The following is a 3,611-nucleotide window of genomic DNA, read 5'->3' as shown; positions in this document are numbered from 1 at the left end:
CCCTCTTTGAAGTCGCAGACATAATCAAATTTGCCGGATACTTCTATTTTATTATTGTATTCATCGTGAACTATAAAATTTCCTTTGGTATTGATTGTAAATTGCTTGAGACCCTTTTTAACTTTTGCTAAGCCTTTCTTAAAGTCATTTATATAATCAAATTTACACTCTACTACTTGTTCGCCTTTGGCGTTTACAAATCCCCATTTATAACCTTTTTTGACTGCAGCTAAGCCTTCGCTAAAGTCCGAAGCCTCATCAAATTTACACTCTACTATTTGTTCGCCTTTGGCGTTTATATACCCCCATTTACCGACTTTTTTATTTTTAAATAATGGTTCGCCTGCCTTATTAGCATCTATCTCTTTAGTGAGATTATTTGTTTTATTTATACTTGTACCTTCCGTGGCTTTTATAGAAGCTACCTTTTCGAGTATTTCTTCATCCTTTGCGCTAAATAGCGATTTTAAAAAATCAAACATGCATTATCCTTTTTTATTTAGTGTTTTTACATCGTGATCTCGTAAGCCAAATCAAACGAAGGATTATTTTTATCAAACGGAGACGTTATATCGTTTAGTTCATTGTATTGCTTTAGCCCAAATTCGCTCGTACTCCTATCGTTTACATCCAGTCCCGCTCCTACGACTAGCCCAATCTGATTTGTCACCAGATACCTCTCGTGCATCTTTATGCCCCCTTGCTTTTCCTTCCATACATATATGGTTAAAGTATGGCCGTAGTTAGAGTGTATATGACGGCAAATGCTTCGCCATTTATCCAGCCTCTTTTTCCAAGGATTATAATCGCCTATCTGAAATTTACAATGTATTATTATGCTTCCTTTAGTTTTGTTATTTCTACGCTCGCCGAAGTTTTTAGCGATTATTTCCAGGGTTCTTTTATATCTATAGACATCCGGATAAAAGTAAGGGTCTATTATCGTGAGCTTTTTGGCGTATGATACTACGGCGGAAAAGATTTTTTCTAGCTCTTTTTCCGATTTTAGTCTAGCTATAGATCCGCCATAGCCGTACTTGTCGCCTATATCTACATTTTCTAGATCGTCTAATACAAAGGTGCGGTCGGTTTTTTTGCAAGAAAAGATAGAATTTATACTTCTAATGCTGTTTATGCTATCGGCGATTTTAAGCCAATCATCTTCGGTTTGCGGCTCTGCTCCGCTTTTGGGCTGAAATTCTATCCTTTCTCTGTCCTTAAGATATTCTATCAGTTTTAGTAGCTGGTCTTTATGTCTAGCGCAAGAAGATATATTTGATAAAACACATTTAATCCAGTCTCTATTTTCTAAAGATAGGACAAAGCCGCTTCTGCTTATATTTTCCAAAAGAGATTTAAGATTGTAAAAATTACTTACGGACATATTGCTTTCTAAAAACACCTCCGGAGTTAAAAATATCTCTTTTAGCATTTTTTACTCAAACCTCTCTTTGTATCCCTCTTCAAAAAAGCCGTTAGGCCAGGCGTCAAGCAAAGCCCCATCCTCATCAAGTTCGAGCTCTTTGACGTATGTTTTCTCGCCGTTGTTATCAACGTAAAGTAAACATATATCATCAGGAGTTATGTATAGTTCATCGTTTTTGCTTATTTTACCTTCGCTGGAGTATCTTAACCTTCTCATGATACGAAGCAATATATGCTCGCTATGCGTTTCTATAAAAAAGTTATTTTTGTTATTGTTTTTAGACCGTATAAACTCATCCGCCATCTCGCACTGAACAGCAGGGTGCAGATGTAGCTCCGGTTGCTCTATAAAGATACTGCTGTTATCAAGGGCCATACAACTAGCCAGTATCGGCAAAGACTGAGATATCCCAAGCCCCATATCCCTAGGACTCACAAACACCCCTGTTCTTAAATCCAAAAATTTTAGCTCTTGAATATCCGGCTCTCCTAATTCCTTTACATTTTTAGGATCGTCGACTTTATAAAATTTTTCTACTTCTATCTTGTAGGTTGATTTTAGCTTTTTGTCGTCCGATAGCCATACGTTAAGTTTTTCTCTTGAGTCTTTATTGAGTAGAATCTTTTGCCATATCTCTTTACTGGAATGCACCTTGTCGTAGCTTACCGTGTCGCTAAATTTATCAAAGATAAGGTCTTTTCTCTCGGGATAAAATCTAAGCGGAGAGAAATATTGTATTGCTTCCTTGTATCTATAGTTGTTAAGTCCTTGGAATATACAAAGAGCTACATTTCCAAGCAAAGCGCCGATACCTTTACTTTTATCAAATTCGGTTAAGATGTCGTGTATATTTTTACGTTTTATTTGTTCTTCACTCCATGTATACATACCTTCATCACTTTTACCCAATACAATGCCTTTGTCATCTATAATTGTTTCGCTAACATCCTCATCGTTTTCATTATAATCTGCGATATCTTTTACTGTTTTTACAAAAGGATGCTCTTTATAGGGCTGTATAAGAAAAAACCTGCTTGTCGTATCTATTCTTTTAAACGGAGACAAATCACATAAGCATTCGCCTGAATTAAGCATAGGTCGTATTCTTGCGTATTTTTTGGAATTAATCATTATAAATATATCTTGTTTTAAGAAGCCTTGATGCAACCCTGAGTTGACTTTTATTCCGATTTTTTCTATACCATAGTTATTCTCAACTATGCCTCTTAGTTCGTCTATATCTATGTTGGCGTCTATGCTTATGTCTTTATGTTCTCGCATAAATCGTTCCAACCCGCCTTTTTCGCATATAAGCCGAAATAAATATTTTGGATCTAGGTTTTTTGAGCCTTTCTCGTACTGCACTTCAAAGCGTTCAAGACACTTGGAATACAAAAGATATCTTATGGACTCTTGATCTGTAAATTCATAAGCATAGGTTATTGATCTATCAGTATCGTGCTTATGGATAAAGTTGCCAAGCCCACCCAAGTCTAGCTCATCTCCGGCAAAATTTGACTTTTTAAGATTTATATCTCCGCCGCCTAAAAGATGTTCTCTATAGAGCATGGCGTGTAAAAAACTTGATTTCCCGGAGCTATTAGGGCCATATACTAAAGTTATCGGCTTATCTGAAAATTTCTGCAAATTTTCTCCGAATGCTTTAAAGTTATTAAAACCTACTTTTACCATTTTAGCCCCTCAGTGTATTTTTTGTTTACCATGATTATACTATAGTTTGTTTTTGGTGCTCTTAAATATTACTAGAATTAAACGTTATACTTTGCAACGCCTGAGTACCATAGACATAATTACAAAAAAGTATTCAGGCGACCTATCAAAGCAAAACCTCTAATGGTAAAATGGGCCAATATGGGATACTCTAGAATATTAAATAAATCCGAGAGAAATAAATTTGAAAAATAAAAAATAAGAAGTTTGGGCTACCCATTGGGTTACCTTTTGAAATCTTAAATCTTGAGATGTCGTATTTTAGGGAGTTTTGGATGGTGCGGATGAAAGGACTTGAACCTTCACGCCGTGAGGCACCAGATCCTAAGTCTGGCGTGTCTGCCAATTTCACCACATCCGCACGTGTATAAAGAATGGAAGTTTATCTAAAAAATATTAAATAAACCAAATGGTACGCCCAAGAGGATTCGAACCTCTGACCTACGGCTTAGAA

3 protein-coding genes and 1 tRNA gene are annotated in these 3,611 nt (G+C 36.1%); all 4 read right to left on the bottom strand.

The window, feature by feature from the left end; genetic code table 11:
• Window positions 1-482: WG repeat-containing protein (locus CDOM15925_RS09885; RefSeq protein WP_169943239.1), on the bottom strand; the 482-nt coding region annotated here is incomplete at its 3' end.
• 26 nt (window positions 483-508) lie between these two features.
• Window positions 509-1,432 carry a hypothetical protein gene (locus CDOM15925_RS09880; RefSeq protein ID WP_169943238.1) on the bottom strand — a complete coding sequence of 308 codons (924 nt, stop codon included), beginning with the start codon at window positions 1,430-1,432 and terminating at the stop codon, window positions 509-511.
• Window positions 1,433-1,435: 3 nt separating this feature from the next.
• Window positions 1,436-3,118, bottom strand: coding sequence for an AAA family ATPase (locus CDOM15925_RS09875; protein ID WP_169943237.1), 1,683 nt, complete (start codon window positions 3,116-3,118; stop codon window positions 1,436-1,438).
• Window positions 3,119-3,433: 315 nt separating this feature from the next.
• Window positions 3,434-3,518, bottom strand: a tRNA-Leu gene (locus tag CDOM15925_RS09870).
• Window positions 3,519-3,611 lie beyond the last annotated feature (93 nt).

Source organism: Campylobacter sp. RM15925 (assembly GCF_012978775.1).
Taxonomy (GTDB): Bacteria; Campylobacterota; Campylobacteria; order Campylobacterales; family Campylobacteraceae; genus Campylobacter_A; species Campylobacter_A canis.
This window is presented reverse-complemented; position numbering and strand designations above follow the sequence as displayed.